Raw genomic sequence first — 17,918 nt, forward strand, 5'->3', positions numbered from 1 at the left:
GCATGGCCGGCTGGCGCGGATGGGCGATCGTCGCTCTGGCCGCGGTGCTGGCGGGGGCAGCCACCCTCACCGGGTGCTCCGGCAGCGCGGCCTCGCAGGTGGACTACGTCGTCGACGGCCCGCTGGTCACCTACAACGCCAACACCGTCGTGGGCGCCGCGTCGGCCGGCGCGCAGGCCTTCGCCCGCACCCTCACCGGCTTCGGCTACCACGGGCCGGACGGGCAGGTCGTCGCCGACCACGACTTCGGCACCGTCTCGGTCGTGGACGGGGCGCCGCTGGTGCTCGACTATCAGATCGCCGACAAGGCCGTCTACTCCGACGGCAAGCCGGTGACCTGCGACGACCTCGTCCTGGCCTGGGCGGCCCAGTCCGGCCGGTTTCCGGGCTTCGACGCGGCCACCCGGGGCGGCTACGTCGACATCGCCAACGTCGAGTGCAAGCCGGGCCAGAAGAAGGCGCGCGTGTCCTTCGCCCCCGACCGCGGCGTCGTCGACTACACGCAGCTGTTCACCGCGACCTCGATGATGCCGTCGCACGTCATCGCCGACCAGTTGCACGCCGACGTGACCGCGGCCCTGCTGAACAACGACGAGCCCGTGGTGGAACAGATCGCGCGGCTGTGGAACACCACCTGGGATCTCAAGCCGGGGCTCGATCTCCGGCGTTTCCCGGCGTCGGGGCCGTACAAGATCGAATCGGTGCTGGACCGCGGCGCGGTGGTGCTCGTCGCCAACGACCGGTGGTGGGGGTCCCGGGCGATCACCAAGCGGGTCATCGTGCGGCCGCAGGGCGCCGACATCCAGGATCGGGTCAACAGCCGCAGCGTCGACGTGGTCGACGTAGCGGCCGGTTCGGCCGGGGCGCTGGTCACCCCGGACGACTACGAGCGCGACGACTCGCCGTCCGACGGCATCGAGCAGCTCATCTTCGCGCCGGCGGGGCCGCTCGCGCTGACCAGCGTGCGCCGCGCGTTCGCGCTGTGCACGCCGCGCGACACGATCGCGCGCGACGCGGGGGTGCCGATCGCCAACTCGCGGCTGCAGCCGGCCACCGACGACGCGGTCGCCCGGGGCGAGGCCGGTGCCGACGCCGAGCGCTTCAGCAGGGCCGATCCCGGCGCCGCCCGCGACGAGCTGCACGGGGCCGGCCCCGTGACGGTGCGGATCGGCTACCACGGGCCCAACGCGCGGCTCGCGGTCACCGTCGGGACGATCACCAAATCGTGCGCCGCGGCCGGTATCACCGTCACGAACGTCACCCTGGACTCGCCGGGGCCGCAGGCGCTGCGGGACGGCAAGATCGACGTACTGCTTGCCGGCACCGGCGGGGCCAGCGGCAGCGGATCGACCGGGTCGTCGGCGATGGACGCCTACGACCTGCACAGCGGTAACGGCAACAACCTGTCCGGGTTCGCGAACGATCAGGTCGACGGCATCATCGGCGCGCTGGCCGTGTCGGCCGACCCCGCCGAGCGGGTCAGGCTGGTGGGGGAGGCGGCGCCGGTACTCTGGAGGGACATGCCGACTCTGCCCCTCTATCGACAGCAACGCACGCTGCTGAGGTCGAAGAAGATGTACGCGGTGACCAGGAATCCAACCCGCTGGGGCGCGGGGTGGAACATGGACCGATGGGCCCTAGTGCAATGAGGTTTCAGTGACTCGTGCCGGTACGACCGCTTCCCTGGGTTCCCAGGCTTCCCTGGCCGACCTCATCGCGTCGCTGACCCGTAAGGTGGCCGATTTTCCCAAGCTCGGGGTGCAGTTCAAGGACCTCACCCCGCTGTTCGCCGACCGGGCCGCGCTGGTGGCGGTGACGGACGCGCTGGCGGGCATGGCGTCGGGCGCAGACCTGGTCGCGGGCCTCGACTCGAGGGGCTTCCTGGTGGGGGCGGCCGTGGCCACCCGGCTGGGGACCGGCGTGCTGGCGATCCGCAAGAGCGGCAAGCTGCCGCCACCGGTGCTCAGCGAGAGCTACACCAGGGAGTACGGTGACGCCTGCATCGAAATCCCCGCCGACGGGCTCCACCTGCGGGACCGCAGCGTCTTCCTCGTCGACGACGTGCTGGCCACCGGCGGCACGCTCGCCGCGGCGGCCCGGCTGATGGAACGCGCCGGGGCCCGCGTGACCGGCGCGGGGGTGGTGGTGGAACTTGCCGCGCTGGGCGGGCGCGCGGCGGTGGCGCCGCTGCCGGTGCACAGCCTGAGCTGCGCCTAGCGGGACCACCGTGGCGATATCCTCGGAACCGGAGGTGACCACCGTGGCCGAAGACCACACGGCGCAGGCCGTCGCGCCGCCGGCCGACGACCCGTTGGCCGTGCCGGCCGAGGGCCCGGCTGCGCCGACGCCGACGCCGGGGGGGCCGATCGAAGCCCCGAAGACCGGCAGCCGCGCGTCGCGCCGGGTCCGGGCCCGGCTGGCCCGCCGGATGACCGCCCAGCGCAGCACCCTCAACCCCGTGCTGGAGCCGCTGGTGGCGGTGCACCGGGAGGTCTATCCCAAGGCGAACATTCAGCTGCTGCAGCGGGCCTTCGAGGTGGCCGACCAGCGGCACGCCACGCAGTTCCGGCATTCCGGTGACCCGTACATCACCCACCCGCTGGCCGTCGCCAACATCCTGGCCGAGCTGGGCATGGACACCACGACGTTGGTGGCCGCGCTGTTGCACGACACCGTCGAGGACACCGGTTACGCGATCGAGGCCCTCAGCGAGGAATTCGGTGACGAGGTCGGCCACCTCGTCGACGGCGTGACCAAGCTGGACCGGGTGGTGCTGGGCAGCGCCGCCGAGGGCGAGACCATCCGCAAGATGATCACCGCGATGGCCCGCGATCCGCGGGTGCTGGTGATCAAGGTCGCCGACCGGCTGCACAACATGCGCACGATGCGTTTCCTGCCGCCGGAAAAGCAGGCGCGCAAGGCCCGCGAGACGCTGGAAGTGATTGCGCCGCTTGCCCATCGGCTGGGTATGGCCAGCGTCAAGTGGGAGCTGGAAGACCTGGCGTTCGCGATCCTGCATCCCAAGAAGTACGAGGAGATCGTCCGTCTCGTCGCCGGCCGCGCGCCGTCCCGCGACACCTACCTGGCCAAGGTGCGCGCCGAGATCACCAACACGCTCAATGCCTCGAAGATCAAGGCGACGGTGGAAGGACGCCCCAAGCACTACTGGTCGATCTACCAGAAGATGATCGTCAAGGGTCGCGACTTCGACGACATCCACGACCTGGTCGGCATCCGCATCCTGTGTGACGAGATCCGCGACTGCTACGCCGCGGTGGGCGTGGTCCACTCGCTGTGGCAGCCGATGGCCGGTCGTTTCAAGGACTACATCGCCCAGCCGCGCTACGGGGTCTACCAGTCGTTGCACACCACCGTCGTCGGGCCGGAGGGCAAGCCGCTGGAGGTGCAGATCCGCACCCGCGACATGCACCGCACCGCCGAATACGGCATCGCCGCGCACTGGCGCTACAAGGAAGCCAAGGGCCGCAACGGCGTTCCGCATCCGCACGCGGCCGCCGAGATCGACGACATGGCCTGGATGCGTCAGTTGCTCGACTGGCAGCGTGAGGCCGCGGACCCGGGCGAGTTCCTGGAGTCCTTGCGTTACGACCTTGCGGTGCAGGAGATCTTCGTCTTCACCCCCAAGGGCGACGTCATCACGCTGCCGACGGGGTCGACACCGGTGGACTTCGCCTACGCCGTGCACACCGAGGTCGGTCACCGCTGCATCGGCGCCAGGGTCAACGGGCGACTGGTGGCGCTGGAACGCAAGCTCGAAAACGGCGAGGTCGTCGAGGTTTTCACCTCCAAGGCGCCCAACGCGGGGCCGTCGCGAGACTGGCAGCAGTTCGTGGTGTCGCCGCGGGCCAAGGCGAAGATCCGGCAGTGGTTCGCCAAGGAGCGCCGCGAGGAAGCCCTGGAGGCCGGCAAGGAGGCCATCGCCCGCGAGGTGCGCCGGGGTGGACTTCCGTTGCAGCGCTTGGTGAACGGCGGCTCCATGGCGGCGGTGGCCCGCGAGCTGCATTACGCCGACGTGTCCGCGCTGTACACGGCGATCGGCGAGGGGCACTTATCGGCCAAGCACGCGACGCAGCGGCTGCTGGCCGAACTCGGCGGCATCGACCAGGCCGAAGAGGACCTCGCCGAACGGTCCACACCGGCGACCATGCTGTGCCGCCCGCGCAGCAACGACGACGTCGGCGTCTCGGTCCCGGGCGCCCCGGGCGTGCTGACCAAGCTGGCCAAGTGCTGCACCCCGGTGCCGGGCGACGCGATCATGGGCTTCGTCACCCGCGGCGGCGGGGTCAGCGTGCACCGCACCGACTGCACCAACGCCGCCTCGCTGCAGCAGCAGTCCGAGCGCATCATCGAGGTGCTGTGGGCGCCGTCGGCGTCGTCGGTGTTTTTGGTGGCCATCCAGGTCGAGGCGCTCGACCGGCACCGGTTGCTCTCCGACATCACGCGGGTGCTGGCCGACGAGAAGGTCAACATCCTCTCGGCGTCGGTCACCACCTCGTCGGGCGACCGGGTGGCGATCAGCCGGTTCACCTTCGAGATGGGCGACCCCAAGCATCTCGGGCACCTGCTCAACGTCGTGCGCAACGTCGAGGGTGTGTACGACGTATACCGGGTGACGTCCGCGGCCTGAGGTCGGCGCCTCAGTCGAGCATGATCGACTTGATCGTGACCTCGGTGGCCGGTGGCCCGTCCTCGCCGCCGCCGGCGACGCCGTCCTTGGCGATCTTGTCCAGCGTGGCCAGCCCGTCGGACTGGATCGTGCCGAACACGGTGTACTGGGGCGGCAGCTCGGAGTCCTTGTAGACCAGGAAGAACTGGCTGCCGTTGGTGCCCGGGCCGGCGTTGGCCATCGCCAGCGTGCCGCGCGGATACAGCACCGGCTCGTCGAGCTTGGGGTCGTTGGGCGGGTACTGGTCGGTGGGGTACTCGTTGGCGAACTGATAGCCGGGGCCGCCGGTGCCCTTGGCCGTCGGGTCGCCGCACTGCAGGACGCCCAGCGTCGGGGACGTGGTCAGCCGGTGGCACCGGGTCCCGTCGAAGTACTTCTGGCCGGCCAGGCTGGCGAAGCTGTTGACGGTGCAGGGGGATTCGTTGTTGGCCAGCAGCAGGCCGACGGGCCCCTGGTTGGTCATCATGCTGGCGCTCACCTGGGCGGGGTCGGTGGGCACTTTGCCGGTGCGCGGCGCCTTGACCGGCTTGGCGGCGGCTTCCTTCGTCGCCGGGTACTGGCAGTCGGCGCCCAGGTTGGCCGACGGTTTGAACGGCGGCAGCGGCGGAACCGCCCCGGGCTGCGGAGCCGCGGCCGTCGTCGTCTGCGGCGAGCTGCTGCTGGTGGTGGTCGTGGCCGGTGTGGCGGTGTTGCCCGCGTGGTCATGGCGGTTGTTCATGACCGCGATGGCGACCGCGGCGATCACGGCCACCGCCACGATCGCGCCGGCGGCGATCACGAAGATCCGGCGCATTCGGGCCTGCTTCGCGCGGCGCTCGAGTTGCCGCTCCAATTTGCGTTTGGCTGTGGCACGTCGCTGTTCGTTGGTCGGCACGACCGGTTTGCCTCCGTGGTTGGTGATGAGCGGCCCAGTAGAAAGCTCAGGCTAATGTGGGCGCCGCGACCGGTGACACGCGGCCCCATGGGAAACTGGGAACCGTGTTGGTCACCGGATTTCCCGCCGGGATGTTGCAGTGCAACTGCTACGTCCTGGCCGAGCGGCCCGGAAGCGACGCCGTCGTCGTGGATCCGGGGCAGCGTGCGATGGGCCCGTTGCGCCGCATCCTCGACAAGCATCGGCTGACGCCGTCGGCGGTGCTGCTCACCCACGGGCACATCGACCACATGTGGTCGGCGCAGAAGGTCTCCGACACCTTCGGCTGCCCCACCTACATCCATCCCGAGGACCGGTTCATGCTCAAGGACCCGATCTACGGCCTGGGGCCGCGGGTGGCGCAGGTGGTCGCGGGGGCGTTCTTCCGCGAGCCCAGGCAGGTGGTCGAGCTGGACCGCGACGGCGACAAGCTCGATTTGGGCGGCGTCAGCGTCAACGTCGACCACACCCCCGGGCACACCCGCGGCTCGGTCGTCTTCCGGGTCCCGCGGGCGGGCGCCTCCGATGCCGACGTGGTGTTCACCGGCGACACGCTGTTCGAGCGCTCCGTGGGCCGCACCGACCTGCACGGCGGCAGCGGTCGCGACCTGCTGACCTCCATCGCCGGCAAGCTGCTGGTGCTCGACGACAAGACCGTGGTGCTGCCCGGGCACGGCAACGCCACCACGATCGGCGCCGAACGCCGGCACAACCCGTTCATCGAGGGCCTGAGCCCGTGACGGAATTCTCGGCGTTCTCCGCGCCCAAGGGGGTGCCCGACTATCTCCCGCCGGAGTCGGCGCAGTTCGTGGCCGTGCGTTCCGGCCTGCTCGGCGCCGCGCGCCGGGCCGGGTACGGCGACATCGAGCTGCCCATCTTCGAGGACACCGCCCTGTTCGCGCGCGGCGTCGGGGAGTCCACCGACGTGGTGTCCAAGGAGATGTACACCTTCGCCGACCGCGGTGACCGCTCGGTGACGCTGCGGCCCGAGGGGACCGCCGGGGTGGTGCGCGCGGTGATCGAGCACGGTCTGGACCGCGGCGCGCTGCCGGTCAAGCTCTGTTACGCCGGGCCGTTCTTCCGCTACGAGCGCCCGCAGGCCGGCCGCTACCGGCAACTGCAGCAGGTCGGCGTGGAGGCGATCGGCGTCGACGACCCGGCGCTGGACGCCGAGGTGATCGCCGTCGCCGACGCCGGCTTCCGCGCGCTGGGCCTGGACGGGTTCCGGCTGGAGATCACCTCCCTGGGCGATGAGACCTGCCGCCCGCAGTACCGGGAATTGTTGCAGGAGTTCCTGTTCGGGCTCGACCTCGACGAGGACACCCGCAGGCGCGCCGAGATCAACCCGCTGCGCGTGCTCGACGACAAACGCCCCGAGGTGCGGGCGATGACGGCCGACGCCCCGGTGCTGCTCGACCATCTGTCCGACGTCGCCAAGGCGCACTTCGAGACCGTGCTGGCCCACCTGGACGCGCTCGGGGTGCCCTACGTGATCAGCCCGCGCATGGTGCGCGGGCTGGACTACTACACCAAGACCACCTTCGAGTTCGTGCACGACGGGCTGGGCGCGCAGTCGGGCATCGGCGGCGGCGGTCGCTACGACGGCCTGATGCACCGGCTCGGCGGCCAGGGCCTGTCCGGCATCGGCTTCGGGCTCGGTGTCGACCGGACCCTGCTGGCGCTGCGCGCCGAGGGCAAGAGCGCGGGGGAGACGACGCGCTGCGACGTGTTCGGTGTGCCGTTGAGCGAGGCCGCCAAGTTGCGGCTGGCGGTGCTGGCGGCACGGCTGCGCGCCTGCGGTGTGCGCGTCGACCTGGCCTACGGCGACCGGGGGCTCAAGGGCGCGATGCGCGCGGCCGACCGTTCCGGTGCGCGTTTCGCGCTGGTCGCCGGGGACCGCGACCTCGAGGCCGGCACGGTCGGGGTGAAGGACCTGACGACCGGCGAGCAGGTGCCGGTGGCCACGGATTCGGTCGTCGACGAGGTGCTTTCCGGGCTGCGCGCCGTTTAGTCGGGCCGCCACCGACACGCGCCTGCCGACCGGTCATGCCCACGGGCCTCAGCGATCCGGCTGCAAAACGTTACAGGCGCCGGTAACTGGTACGGCTGTTACGCGTCGCAGCGTTGGTTGTCCGGTGATACTCGAGTTGTTGACTGCAAGCAAGCGCAACATGTGCATGGCATGCGCATGTGATAGTTTGTGGCCATGGCAGTTGCGATTCAGATCAAAGATGTCCCAGAAGAAGTTCGCGACGCGCTGGCGGCCCGCGCCGAGGCGCGCGGCCAGTCCACCCAAACGTATCTGCGATCACTGTTGGAACGGGAGTACCAGGCGGGGCGCAACCGGCAGCTCTTGGAGGCGTTGGCCAGTCATCGCAGCCTCACCATGACAGCCGAGGAAGTGGCGACCGTCATCCGCGCCGACCGCGACGGGTGAGTTTCCTCCTGTGATCGTGGTGGACGCAGGCGTGCTGGTGTTGGCGCTCACGAGCAGCACTCCCAAAGGCCACGCGGCACGCGCAGTCCTGAACGGCGACGACGGCTGGCTCGCGCCGGCCCACATGCCGGGCGAGGTGCTACGCACCCTGCACAAGGCCGTATCGCGCAAGCAATTGGAACCCGAGGACGCCGAGGCCGCCGCCGACGCCGTCACCGCACTCGCCATCGAATACGTGATTCCTGATGCACTGCTCCTGCGCACCGCCTGGGCCTGGCGGCACACCATCTCGATCTACGACGGCTTGTATGTGGCTGTCGCCGCCGAACACTCCGCCGCCGTGATCACCGTCGACAGCCGCTTGGCCAGTGCCACTGATCAGCTCGGTATATCTGTCGCGATCACTCTGCTCTAGAGATCAGTCCGCCGTTTCGCTGACTGTCGGCAACAAAAGGGCTGGTAGGAGGCTGGCTTACCGGTTTGAGCTTTGCGGAATCGCTGAGACAGACCGGCGATGCTGTTTGCGAACGAACAATGTAGACAAAAGTAGATAATTCGCTGGTATCGTGGCTGCATGAAGTCGATCTCCGTCGGTGAACTGCGCCAGAATCCTGCCCCAATGATCGCCGGCCTCGAAGGGGGCGAGCCATACGCGCTGACCCGCCATAACCGCCGGATCGGCACGATACTTCCCGCGGTCTCATCGGCAGCCCTTATTCCCCGGAAGGCAACCGGACCCGCACGTACCCGCACAATCGCCCGGCACGACCTCACCACGGCATCGACAATCGATGAGCTTCTCGACGAAGAAAAGGGCCTGTGGTGACTTACCACTACCTCGACAGCTCGGTCGCGGTACGCATCATGTTCGCCCATTCGCCGTCAGCGGCCCGATGGTTCGACAGCACGACCGGCAGGGACGATGATCGCGTCGTTTCCTCACGCATCCTCCGCACCGAGATCACTCGCGTATTGCGACGGGAGAGCTTGCCGGTCGCCGACCGCGACCAGATTCTGGACTACATCGACACGATCCCGCTCGACCACGCCGTTTTGCAGGAAGCGGAAGCAATCATCCCTCACATTCGCACGCTCGACGCCATTCATCTCGCGTCGGCGTTGCGTTCCGGCCTCGATGACCTCGTTATCACCACGCACGACATGACCATGAAATCAGTGGCGGTGAGGCTTGGGTTCCGTATCACCGATCCGGTGGAATAGCGATCGCCAAGTCATGACCAGACCACCCGCGCCACCGGGTCGCACAGCCTAATCGGCTCGCGGCAGGCTCGACGCACGTCGCGGGTTAGATTACTGGCGTGTCACCAAGGTGAGGTGTCTATGCCGCTCCGCTTGACTGGTCGGCAACAAAAGGGCTGGTAAACGCCGCCGATGCGGCCTGGGGTGTTTGTTTGCGACATCTGAGACAGTCCACATCGGTGGGCCGGACAGTGATCGCCAGGCATGGGCTCGGAGGCGACGATCGTCCGTTTCCCCGCGCGCCCGAGGCGGTGGCGGCGCCGGTGCAGCCGACCCTGTTCTAAGTCCTGTCGCCGCGGGGCTTGGTGAGGGTGAACTCGTCGACGACGGTCATCGCGCCGAACGGCCCGCTCAGCGCGTAATGCGTCGCCTTGATCGAGGTGTTGCCGCCGGGACGGCCGGGATCGACCTGGAAGGCCGCGAAGCCGTGCGGGTAGTCGCGGTCGCGAAACGCCGACCACGGCGCCTCCTCGGTCACATAGATCGGCGCCTTGCGCCCGATCGCGGGATCGAACGGGCCGACGCCCATCACCACCCGGCACCGCCGGTCGGGAAAGAACATCCCGTTGGACGGCAGCGAGGTGCCGCCCCCGCCGATGACGACGTGCACCGTGCCCTTGGTCGCGTCGATCACCCCGTCGCCGGTTTCGACCGGCTTGGGCGTGCGGGTGTCGGTGCCGAGCGTGCCGCGCACCGGGTGCGACCGTTCGTAGTGGTGCTCGTGGCCGCACACCACCAGGTCGACCCCGTACTGGTCGAACAACGGCAGCCACTGCTCGCGGATGCCCAGGTCGGCGCCGTTGGTGTGGTCGGCGGTCGAGATCGCGGTCTGGTGCATGCACACCACCACCCAGTCGACATCCGGGTCGTGCCGCGCGGCGGCCAATTCGCTTGCGAGCCAGCGCTTCTGCTCCCCGCCCGAATAGCCGTGCACGTAGGAGTTGCCGCCGTCCTGAAAGCACACGTCGTCGTTGCTGAGGCTGATCACCCGCACCGAGCCCGCGGTGAACGAGTACCACAGGCCGCGCAGTTCCCCGGTGGCGCCCGACTCGGGCACCGCGAAGTACGTCTGGTAGGCGGCGTAGCCGACGGGCCCGTTGCCCAGTTCGTTCTCGTGGTTGCCCGCCGCGGGCATCCACGGCCGGTAGCGCGCCGAGCGGGTGTTGTTCTCGAACCAGTTCGACCAGGTGCGGATGCGGTCGTGGGCGAGGTTGGCATAGCACAGGTCGCCGTTGACCAGGTTGAACAGCGGCCCGACCCGCTCGATCGCCAGCGTGGTGTCGGCCGCCGCCGGCGAACCGATGTTGTCCGTCCCGTAGCCGCCGTCGGCCAACTTGTCCAGCGCCGGAGTCGACTGGTCACCGAAGCTGGTGAAACACAACGGCTTTCGCCCGGACGGCGCCGTTCGCACCGTCCCGGTGACCGGATCGGCGCCGTCGTGCACCGCGGCGTAGACGTAGTCGGAATCCGGGGTCAGGCCGGTCAGGCGGGCGTGGTTGACCCGCACCTCGGTGCCGGACTTGGCGTCGCGGTAGGTGCGGGTCTCGGCCGCCACGGTGCGCCCGAGGCCCGCAGCCGGGGTGCCCAGCAGCACGCGCGGATTGCGGACGGCCTCGGTGGTGTGCCAGGACACCACCACCTCCGTGCCGGCGTTCCTGCCGAACTGCAGGTGCAGCCCGGACACCGGCGGCGCGCCGGTGCGGTCCGGCTGATACCAGACGCCCGGTCCGTGCGGGTGCGACCACAACAGCGCGCCGGCTCCCAGCCCGACGCCCGCGCCGACACCGGCCCCGGCCGCCGCGACGGCGCTCGTCGTCAACAACCTGCGGCGGCTGATGGTGCGGGGCCGCTCCGCTGCGTCGGTCATGCATGCTTCATACCGGACGCGGGCGACGGTGGGCATATCCACCGGTGAACACCGGTTTCGGCGGAGCCGTCCGTAACGGATTCGGTACCGTCTCCGACATGATCAACGTGCGAGAAGCGATCAGCGTATTCGGGGCGGCGGTGGCCGCGGTGGCTTTCGCCGCAGCCGTCACGCCCGCGACTTCCCAGGCGGACCCGGCCGCCGGCCATCAGGTGACCTACACGGTCAGCGCCACCGGCAACCTGACCGGCCAGGTGCGGTACATGAACAGCGACCCGCCCAGCCAGTCCGCCTTCGACGACAACTCGTCGAAGTACATGAACACCGTGCAGGCGACGTTCAGCGCGGACCAGCCGCTGGTGTACACGACCACGTTGGCGAACCCGAACCAGTGGGCGTTCGTCAACGCCAGCGGCGGGTGTCACTGGCCGGACTGCGGCTCCGGGTCCACCCCGCAGCTGCACTGCGAGATCGCCGTGGACGGCAAGGTCGTGGTGACCCAGAACGCCACCACCGGCGTCACCTGCTCGACGCGTCCCTGGTAGCGACCACGACGACCTCGGCCGGTTCGCCGCCCACCGCCCGGAGGGTGTGGCCGATCGCCGCGTCGAAGTAGGCGCTGTCGCCGGTGCCGAGCGCGAGGGTCGTGTCCCCGTATTCGAGTTCGACGGCCCCGGAGTGCACGAACACGAACTCCTGACCCGCGTGCACGGGATGTGGATCGTCGGCGGCGTGCTCGCTCGGGCGAACGACGAAGGGCGACATCGATTTTCCGAGCAGCGCGGCCCCCAGCGCCCGATAGCGCTCGCCGGGCTGACGCCCGGCCCGGTCGACGGCGATCTTCTCGGAGGCCGCCTCGTCGGAGAACAGCCGCCCGACGTCGACGTCGAGCGCCCGCGCGACCTTGAGCGCCACCGCGATCGACGGCGTGCTGAGCCCGCGCTCGACCTTGGACAGGTAGCTCTTGGTCAGTCCGGCGGCGGCGGCGAGCCCCTCGAGGGTGAGGCCGCGTTCCCGGCGGACCGCGCGCAGCAGTGCCGTCATCGGCGCCCCTTTCATGACACCAAGTTTCCTATGGTGCTACATTGTGTCAGATGGCGAGTACGTTCACCGACTCCAAATCCGACCTGATGCGCCGGGCCGCCGAACAGCTCAGCGCCCACGTCGACGATCCGCAGTTGACCACCCGCCAGAAGCTGGCGCTGACGTGCCGCGCGCTGTTCGACGCCGGGCACGACTCGGGGCTGACCGGGCAGATCACCGCGCGGGCCGAAGCGGCGGGAACCTACTACACCCAGCGGCTCGGACTCGGGTTCGACGAGATCACCGACGACAACCTGCTGCTGGTCGACGAAGACCTCAACGTCCTCGATGGGGACGGAATACCCAACCCCGCCAACCGTTTTCACAGCTGGATCTATCGTGCGCGACCCGACGTCCACTGCATCGTGCACACCCACGCCTTCCACGTCGCCGCGCTGTCGATGCTCGGGGTGCCGCTGGTCGTCTCCCACATGGACACCACGCCCCTCTACGACGACTGCGCGTTCCTGGCCGACTGGCCCGGCGTGCCGGTGGGCAACGAGGAGGGCGAGATCATCACCGCCGCCCTCGGCGCCAAGAAGGCGGTCCTGCTGGCCCATCACGGCCAGGTGGTGGCCGGGGCCAGCGTCGAGGAGGCGTGCTCGTTGGGCATCCTGATCGAGCGCGCCGCCAGGCTGCAGCTGGCCGCCATGGCCGCCGGCAGCGTCCGGCAACTGCCCGAGCAACTCGCCCGCGAGGCCCACGACTGGACGCTGACCCCGCAGCGCAGCCGCGCCAACTTCGCCTACTACGCCCGCCGCGCGCTTTCCCGGCATCCCGACGCGCTGACCACCTCGGGGGTCCGGCGGTGATCCACGGCATCATCGCCTACCCGGTGACCCCGTTCGCCGACACCGGGGTCGACACGGCGCGGCTGGCCGCACTGGTCGACAAGCTGGTCGCCGACGGCGTGCATGCGATCGCCCCGCTGGGCAGCACCGGTGAGTTGGCGTACCTCGAGGAACCCGAGTTCGACAGCGTGGTCGACACCACCCTCGCCACCGTCGCCGGCCGGGTGCCCGTGGTCGTGGGCGTGTCGGACGTGACGACCGCCAAGACCGTCCGGCGCGCCGCGTACGCGCAACGCGCCGGCGCCGCCGCGGTGATGGTCCTGCCGGTCTCCTACTGGAAGCTCACCGAACGCGAGATCGTCGAACACTACCGCCGCATCGGCGAGGCCATCGAGATCCCGATCATGGCCTACAACAACCCGGCCACCAGCGGGGTGGACATGCGCCCCGAGTTGCTGGTGGCCATGTTCGAGGCCATCGAAAACCTCACGATGGTCAAGGAATCCACCGGCGACCTGTCCCGGATGCGGCGAATCGCCGAACTGTCGGACGGCCGGCTGCCGTTCTACAACGGCAGCAACCCCCTGGTGCTCGACGCGCTGGTGGCCGGCGCGTCCGGATGGTGCACGGCCGCACCGAATCTGCGGCCGCAGCCGTGCATAGACCTCTACGACGCGGTGCGCGCAGGCGATCTCGACACGGCGCGGGCCCGCTACGACGAGCTCAAGGGACTGCTGGAGTTCATCGTCGCCGGGGGCCTGGCCACCACGGTCAAGGCGGGGCTGGAACTGCTCGGCTTCCCGGCCGGTGACCCGCGCCCGCCGTTGCTGCCGCTCGACGGCCAGGGCCGCGCGGCGCTACGGGAGTTGCTGCCCGGCTCCTGAGCGCGACGGGTACGGTGGATTCGTGAGCGGCGGTACGCAAAAACTCTACGTTTTCCCGCACGCCGGCGGATCGGCACAGTACTACGTCCCGTTCGCCAAGACGTTCTCGGACGTCAAATGCGTTGCGGTGCAATATCCCGGACGGCGCGGCGCGCAGGATCTCGCGTCCTTCACCGGCATCGGTGACCTGGCCGACCAGGTCTGCCGGATGCTGCCCCCGGCCGAGCATTCCGAGGACAAGGTCGCGTTCTTCGGTCACAGCATGGGGGCGCTGGTCGCGTTCGAGGTGGCGTGCCGGTTCGAGGCGGCGGGCAATCCCATCGCCGCGCTGTTCGTGTCGGCGTGTGCAGCGCCCGGCCGCAGCGGCTACGACTACATTCCCGACTCCGATCGCGGGCTGCTCGACGCGGTCAGCGAAATGACCGGTGCGAACCCGGAATTTCTGGCCGACGAGCAATTCGCGGCGAAAATCCTGCCGACATTGCGCGGCTTCAAGGCCATCACCAATTACGAATGCGCACCCGACGCGAGCGTGTCGTGTCCGATTTTCGCGTTCCTGGGTGATACCGACGAAGTCGCCACCCCGGAGAAAGTCGCTCCGTGGGCCGAGCGCACCTCGTCGGAGTTCAGTGCGCGGGTGTTTCCCGGCCATCACTTCTATCTCGACGAGCACCTGCCGGAGCTGGTGGGCGACATCGAGGACAAGATGGCCTCGTGGTGCCGGGGCTGACGCCCATCACTCCCGGATGAACGGTGAATTAATTTACGCCGCAACGGCTTAGGAATCAGCTGTGGCTTGCCTGAGTCTTTGCGATGTGTGGAATTCCACAGTGCGCGCCGCGGCGGCGAGATCCCGCCCGCGGGTGGGCGGAGGCCGTCCCGGCGCGGAATCGGATGCGCCGCGGCCGGGCAAATACCGGCAGCAAACCGACGTGGGCGGCAAGCGCCGCGGCGGGGGCGGGTGCGGCGGGCGCCGGTTGGCCTCGCCGTAAACCGGGCGCCACACCGCGGGGTTGGTTTGGGCACTCCGGGGCGGTGTGCCGCGGCCAAAACGGTACGGAAGTACCAGCGGTGCTCGTGGTCGCACGCACGGCCGCAGGGTGGCTGCGGCTATCCCGGCCGCCGCGGCGGGCAAACATACAAAAAGGTCTGTCTCCGTTCGCATTCGTGACGCTGAAAGTCTTTCGGCGCAAAGCGATTAGGTACCGGCCAAACGGGGTAGTGCTCCGGAACCGAGGGGTTTGGTCCGAACGGGCCACGTATGCTCAATTCTGGGTCGGGAAAAAGCAAATCTGTACAGCTGTATTACTGGGGGTTGTTAGTGGGGGATTGGTCCATACCTGCCATCTTGCGCGAGAATGCCTCGCGTGAGCCTGATAAGGCCGCGTTCACGTTCATCGACTACGAACTCGATCCGAGCGGCTATTCGGAGACCCTGACGAGGTCCGAGGTGCAGCGGCGCGTGCAGGCGCTGGCCGGGGAGCTGGCATCCTGCGGATCGCCGGGTGACCGCATCGCGATATGCGCTCCCCAGGGTCTCGACTACATCGTCGGGTTCCTCGGCGCCATGGCGGCCGGCTACATCGCGGTGCCGCTGCCCGTGCCGCAGTTCGGCACGCACGACGAGCGGGTCGCCGCGGCGGTCAACGACAGCGCGCCGGTGGCGGTCCTGACGACGTCGGACTCCGTCGACGACGTCGTTCCCTGTGCGCGCGGCGTCGCGGGCCGTGCGCCGGCCGTGATCGAACTCGACGCCCTGGACCTCGACATGGTCGCCGGCGCCACCACCGGTGAGAGCGCGATGCCGCAGACGAAAGCGGCGCTGCTGCAATACACCTCGGGTTCCACCCGGGCACCGGCCGCGGTCGTGGTGACGCACCGTAACGTCATCGCGAACCTCGACCAGGTGGTCGACGACTACTTCGAGGACAACGGGAAGGTGCCACCGCCGGACATCACGATGGTGTCGTGGCTGCCCTTCTACCACGACATGGGTCTGCTGCTCGGCGTGGTGGCCCCCGTGCTGCGGGGGTTCCCCGCGGTGCTGACCAGCCCGACGGCATTCCTGCAGAAGCCGTCGCGGTGGATGCAGATGCTGGCCGCCCACCACTCCTTTTCCGCCGCACCGAACTTCGCGTTCGAGCTGGCCGCGCGGCGGACCAAGGACGAGGACATGGCCGGCCTCGACCTGGGCAACGTGCACACGATCCTGAGCGGTGCCGAGCGGATTCACGCCGCGACGATCCGGCGCTTCACGCAACGCTTCTCGTCGTTCAACCTGCCGGGCACCGCGCTGAAGCCCTCCTACGGGCTGGCCGAGGCGATGGTGTACGTGGCGTCGTCCACCCCGGGGCGGGCCCCGGTGACGGCCCGATTCGACTACGAGAAGCTGTCGAGCGGCTACGCCGAGCGTCTCGAGAGCGGCGGGGGCTCCGAGCTCGTCGGCCACGGCCGCTCGCGCGCCTGCACAGCGCGGATCGTCGACCCCGAGACGTGCCAGGAGAACCCGGCCGGCAAGGTCGGCGAGATCTGGGTGCACGGTGAGAACGTCGCCGACGGCTACTGGCGCAACCCGGAGCTGACGGAAAGGACTTTCGGGGGACGGATCGCCGATCCGTCGCCGGACACACCGGAGGGTCCCTGGCTGCGCACCGGCGACCTGGGGGTCATCTCCGACGACGAGTTGTTCATCGTGGGCCGCATCAAGGATTTGCTGATCGTGGACGGGCGCAACCATTACCCCGACGACATCGAGGCGACCATCCAGGAGATCACGGCCGGGCGTGCGGCGGCGATCTCGGTGCCCGACGGCCAGCGCGAGCAACTGGTCACGATCATCGAGTTCAAGAAGAAGGGCAATGCGGGCGGCGGCGCGGTGGACATCCGCAGCGTCAAACAACGGGTCAAGACGGCCGTCTCGGAGTCGCACAGCCTGCGGGTCGCCGACGTGGTCGTGGTGCCGCCCGGCTCCATCCCGATCACCACCAGCGGCAAGATCCGCCGCTCCGCCTGCGCCGAGCAATACCTGCAGGACAAGTTCGCCGAAATGCAAATTCCGGCCTGACGTCGTCGTTCGACGGCACCGAATCCTAGGGAAGTCCGAACTATCTGCTGTATGGGGGCGTGGGCATGACGACGACAACCGACCGGGGGGCCTCGGCCGAATCAATCCAGCACCACTATGACGTCAGCGACGCGTTCTACTCGTTGTGGCTGGACGAGTCCATGACATACTCGTGCGGCTTGTGGCAGGCCGACGGCGACTCTTTGTCGGCGGCGCAGACCCGCAAGATCGACTACCTGGCGTCGCTGGCCGGTGCCGGCGCGCGGAAACGTGTGCTGGACATCGGGTGTGGCTGGGGCTCGGCCATGCAAAGGCTGGTCGCCGCGCACGACGTGGAACACGTCACGGGCCTGACCCTGAGCGAGGCGCAGGCCCGCCACATCGAGGAACTCGACGATTCGCGCCTGCAGGTGCGGGTGCAGGACTGGGCCGACTTCGTTCCCGACGAGCCCTACGACGCGCTGATCAGCGTCGGCGCCATGGAACACTTCGTCAAGTTCGGGTGGGAACGGTCGCGCAAGGTCGCCGCGTACCGGGCGTTCTTCGAGAAATGCCACGAGGCGCTCAAGCCGGGAGCGGGCATGGCGTTGCAGACCATCGGCAAGGGCAGCGTCGCGCTCGACGAGCAGGGGCTGAAAGACACCCTGTTCATCGTGCAGCACATATTCCCGGAGTCGGACCTGCCCAGGCTCGCCGAGATCGTGCACGCCTCCGAGAAGCTCTTCGAGGTCAGATCGGTGGTCAACCATCGCGAACACTACGCGCGCACGTGCGCGGCCTGGCTCGACAAACTGCAGGCGAACATGGACGAGGCGGTCGAGATCACCGGCCGCGAGAAGGCGGAGGCCTACGAGACGTACCTCAAGGCATGCATTCGCCAGTTCGTACTGGGCCACGCCAACCTTTACCGTCTCTCTCTCCGAAGGGTGTGA

General features: G+C 68.9%; 17 protein-coding genes and 1 pseudogene. 15 read left to right on the top strand and 3 right to left on the bottom strand.

The annotated features are described in order from the left end of the window. Positions 1–2 precede the first annotated feature (2 nt). From ACJ512_RS11050 to ACJ512_RS11060, 3 genes are read left to right on the top strand one after another with little or no spacing between them, the layout of a single operon-like run. Positions 3–1,649, top strand: a complete 1,647-nt coding sequence (locus ACJ512_RS11050) for an ABC transporter substrate-binding protein (RefSeq protein ID WP_407688344.1) — start codon at positions 3–5, stop codon at positions 1,647–1,649. 34 nt (positions 1,650–1,683) lie between these two features. Beyond that, on the top strand, positions 1,684–2,217 hold the full coding sequence (locus tag ACJ512_RS11055) for an adenine phosphoribosyltransferase (protein ID WP_407688347.1): 534 nt from the start codon (positions 1,684–1,686) through the stop codon (positions 2,215–2,217). Between the two features lie 43 nt (positions 2,218–2,260). Continuing rightward, complete coding sequence (locus ACJ512_RS11060) at positions 2,261–4,648, top strand: RelA/SpoT family protein (RefSeq protein ID WP_407688343.1); 2,388 nt, start codon at positions 2,261–2,263, stop codon at positions 4,646–4,648. Between the two features lie 10 nt (positions 4,649–4,658). Here the strand turns inward: ACJ512_RS11060 and ACJ512_RS11065 are convergent, their stop codons facing one another. Beyond that, positions 4,659–5,561 (bottom strand): peptidylprolyl isomerase, encoded by a 903-nt coding sequence (locus tag ACJ512_RS11065; protein ID WP_407688342.1) that lies wholly within the window; start codon positions 5,559–5,561, stop codon positions 4,659–4,661. Positions 5,562–5,665: 104 nt separating this feature from the next. Here ACJ512_RS11065 and ACJ512_RS11070 point away from each other — a divergent pair, with 104 nt between their 5' ends. From ACJ512_RS11070 to ACJ512_RS11095, 6 genes and pseudogenes are all read left to right on the top strand, one after another. Beyond that, the gene (locus tag ACJ512_RS11070; RefSeq protein ID WP_407688341.1) at positions 5,666–6,340 is read left to right on the top strand and encodes an MBL fold metallo-hydrolase; all 675 of its coding nucleotides are present in this window, start codon (positions 5,666–5,668) and stop codon (positions 6,338–6,340) included. Continuing rightward, complete coding sequence (hisS, locus tag ACJ512_RS11075) at positions 6,337–7,611, top strand: histidine--tRNA ligase (RefSeq protein WP_407688340.1); 1,275 nt, start codon at positions 6,337–6,339, stop codon at positions 7,609–7,611. The genes ACJ512_RS11070 and hisS overlap by 4 nt, the downstream gene beginning before the upstream one ends. 195 nt (positions 7,612–7,806) lie before the next feature. Further along, positions 7,807–8,037 carry a FitA-like ribbon-helix-helix domain-containing protein gene (locus tag ACJ512_RS11080; RefSeq protein ID WP_407688339.1) on the top strand — a complete coding sequence of 77 codons (231 nt, stop codon included), beginning with the start codon at positions 7,807–7,809 and terminating at the stop codon, positions 8,035–8,037. 10 nt (positions 8,038–8,047) lie between these two features. Further along, positions 8,048–8,452 (top strand): type II toxin-antitoxin system VapC family toxin, encoded by a 405-nt coding sequence (locus ACJ512_RS11085; RefSeq protein ID WP_407688338.1) that lies wholly within the window; start codon positions 8,048–8,050, stop codon positions 8,450–8,452. A gap of 159 nt (positions 8,453–8,611) precedes the next feature. Next, positions 8,612–8,767: pseudogene (locus ACJ512_RS11090) on the top strand (type II toxin-antitoxin system Phd/YefM family antitoxin); the annotation flags it as partial. Between the two features lie 92 nt (positions 8,768–8,859). Beyond that, positions 8,860–9,258: a type II toxin-antitoxin system VapC family toxin gene (locus tag ACJ512_RS11095; RefSeq protein WP_407688337.1), complete on the top strand. Its 399-nt coding sequence runs from the start codon at positions 8,860–8,862 to the stop codon at positions 9,256–9,258. Positions 9,259–9,577: 319 nt separating this feature from the next. Here ACJ512_RS11095 and ACJ512_RS11100 read toward each other — a convergent pair whose 3' ends face one another. Beyond that, positions 9,578–11,164, bottom strand: a complete 1,587-nt coding sequence (locus ACJ512_RS11100; RefSeq protein WP_407688336.1) for a purple acid phosphatase family protein — start codon at positions 11,162–11,164, stop codon at positions 9,578–9,580. Positions 11,165–11,262: 98 nt separating this feature from the next. Here ACJ512_RS11100 and ACJ512_RS11105 point away from each other — a divergent pair, with 98 nt between their 5' ends. Next, positions 11,263–11,709, top strand: coding sequence for a hypothetical protein (locus tag ACJ512_RS11105; protein ID WP_407688335.1), 447 nt, complete (start codon positions 11,263–11,265; stop codon positions 11,707–11,709). On the opposite strand, the gene ACJ512_RS11110 is transcribed toward ACJ512_RS11105, so the two are convergent. Continuing rightward, complete coding sequence (locus ACJ512_RS11110; protein WP_407688334.1) at positions 11,684–12,208, bottom strand: helix-turn-helix domain-containing protein; 525 nt, start codon at positions 12,206–12,208, stop codon at positions 11,684–11,686. The genes ACJ512_RS11105 and ACJ512_RS11110 overlap by 26 nt on opposite strands. Positions 12,209–12,258: 50 nt before the next feature. Between ACJ512_RS11110 and ACJ512_RS11115 the strand changes: the two genes are divergently transcribed. The 5 genes from ACJ512_RS11115 to ACJ512_RS11135 all read left to right on the top strand — a co-directional run bounded on the left by ACJ512_RS11115 (position 12,259) and on the right by ACJ512_RS11135 (position 17,918). Further along, the gene (locus ACJ512_RS11115) at positions 12,259–13,059 is read left to right on the top strand and encodes an aldolase (RefSeq protein WP_407688333.1); all 801 of its coding nucleotides are present in this window, start codon (positions 12,259–12,261) and stop codon (positions 13,057–13,059) included. Beyond that, the gene (locus ACJ512_RS11120; RefSeq protein ID WP_407688332.1) at positions 13,056–13,922 is read left to right on the top strand and encodes a dihydrodipicolinate synthase family protein; all 867 of its coding nucleotides are present in this window, start codon (positions 13,056–13,058) and stop codon (positions 13,920–13,922) included. The genes ACJ512_RS11115 and ACJ512_RS11120 overlap by 4 nt, the downstream gene beginning before the upstream one ends. Before the next feature lie 22 nt (positions 13,923–13,944). Then, positions 13,945–14,652 (top strand): thioesterase II family protein, encoded by a 708-nt coding sequence (locus tag ACJ512_RS11125; protein ID WP_407688331.1) that lies wholly within the window; start codon positions 13,945–13,947, stop codon positions 14,650–14,652. Between the two features lie 531 nt (positions 14,653–15,183). After that, the gene (locus ACJ512_RS11130) at positions 15,184–16,986 is read left to right on the top strand and encodes an AMP-binding protein (RefSeq protein ID WP_407688330.1); all 1,803 of its coding nucleotides are present in this window, start codon (positions 15,184–15,186) and stop codon (positions 16,984–16,986) included. Positions 16,987–17,051: 65 nt separating this feature from the next. After that, a complete protein-coding gene (locus ACJ512_RS11135; RefSeq protein WP_407688329.1) occupies positions 17,052–17,918 on the top strand; it encodes a class I SAM-dependent methyltransferase in 867 nt (288 codons plus the stop codon).

It is taken from the genome of Mycobacterium cajalii (genome assembly GCF_045809005.2).
GTDB lineage: Bacteria > Actinomycetota > Actinomycetes > Mycobacteriales > Mycobacteriaceae > Mycobacterium.

Coding starts and splice junctions, on each gene's coding strand:
- ACJ512_RS11050 (WP_407688344.1), top strand. CDS start 3: ATGGCCGGCTGGCGCGGATGGGCGATCGTCGCTCTGGCCGCGGTGCTG.
- ACJ512_RS11080 (WP_407688339.1), top strand. CDS start 7,807: ATGGCAGTTGCGATTCAGATCAAAGATGTCCCAGAAGAAGTTCGCGAC.
- ACJ512_RS11100 (WP_407688336.1), bottom strand. CDS start 11,164: ATGACCGACGCAGCGGAGCGGCCCCGCACCATCAGCCGCCGCAGGTTG.
- ACJ512_RS11105 (WP_407688335.1), top strand. CDS start 11,263: ATGATCAACGTGCGAGAAGCGATCAGCGTATTCGGGGCGGCGGTGGCC.
- ACJ512_RS11110 (WP_407688334.1), bottom strand. CDS start 12,208: ATGACGGCACTGCTGCGCGCGGTCCGCCGGGAACGCGGCCTCACCCTC.
- ACJ512_RS11115 (WP_407688333.1), top strand. CDS start 12,259: ATGGCGAGTACGTTCACCGACTCCAAATCCGACCTGATGCGCCGGGCC.
- ACJ512_RS11130 (WP_407688330.1), top strand. CDS start 15,184: ATGCTCAATTCTGGGTCGGGAAAAAGCAAATCTGTACAGCTGTATTAC.
- ACJ512_RS11135 (WP_407688329.1), top strand. CDS start 17,052: ATGACGACGACAACCGACCGGGGGGCCTCGGCCGAATCAATCCAGCAC.